The organism is Vibrio sp. 10N.222.52.B7 (genome assembly GCF_041474275.1).
Lineage (GTDB): Bacteria > Pseudomonadota > Gammaproteobacteria > Enterobacterales > Vibrionaceae > Vibrio > Vibrio crassostreae_C.
This window is the reverse complement of record NZ_JBFRTU010000177.1, coordinates 1-235: the sequence shown is the minus strand read 5'-3', so window position 1 is coordinate 235 and position 235 is coordinate 1. Positions and strand designations below refer to the sequence as shown.

Below are 235 nucleotides of genomic sequence, written 5' to 3'. Positions count from 1 at the left end.
CGCACCATTATTTAGAATGTGTTTCTTTCATTAGATGACCATTCATTGTTGGGCTATCGCCAAGCGGTAAGGCACCGGCTTTTGATGCCGGCATTCCCTGGTTCGAATCCAGGTAGCCCAGCCACTATTTAAACTCTTTGTTTTTACTTAGCTTGTTTTTAAGCTAGATAGCAAACCAAGAGCACAACGTTACATCGAATCACCAATGTCGATATAACTATAAAGATTTGCTGCG

At 41.7% G+C, this 235-nt stretch carries 1 tRNA gene; it reads left to right on the top strand.

Going from position 1 to position 235, the window contains the following annotated elements:
- The first annotated feature begins 49 nt into the window (after positions 1 to 49).
- Positions 50 to 124 (top strand) — tRNA-Gln (locus AB4512_RS22125).
- The last annotated feature ends 111 nt before the right edge of the window (positions 125 to 235 follow it).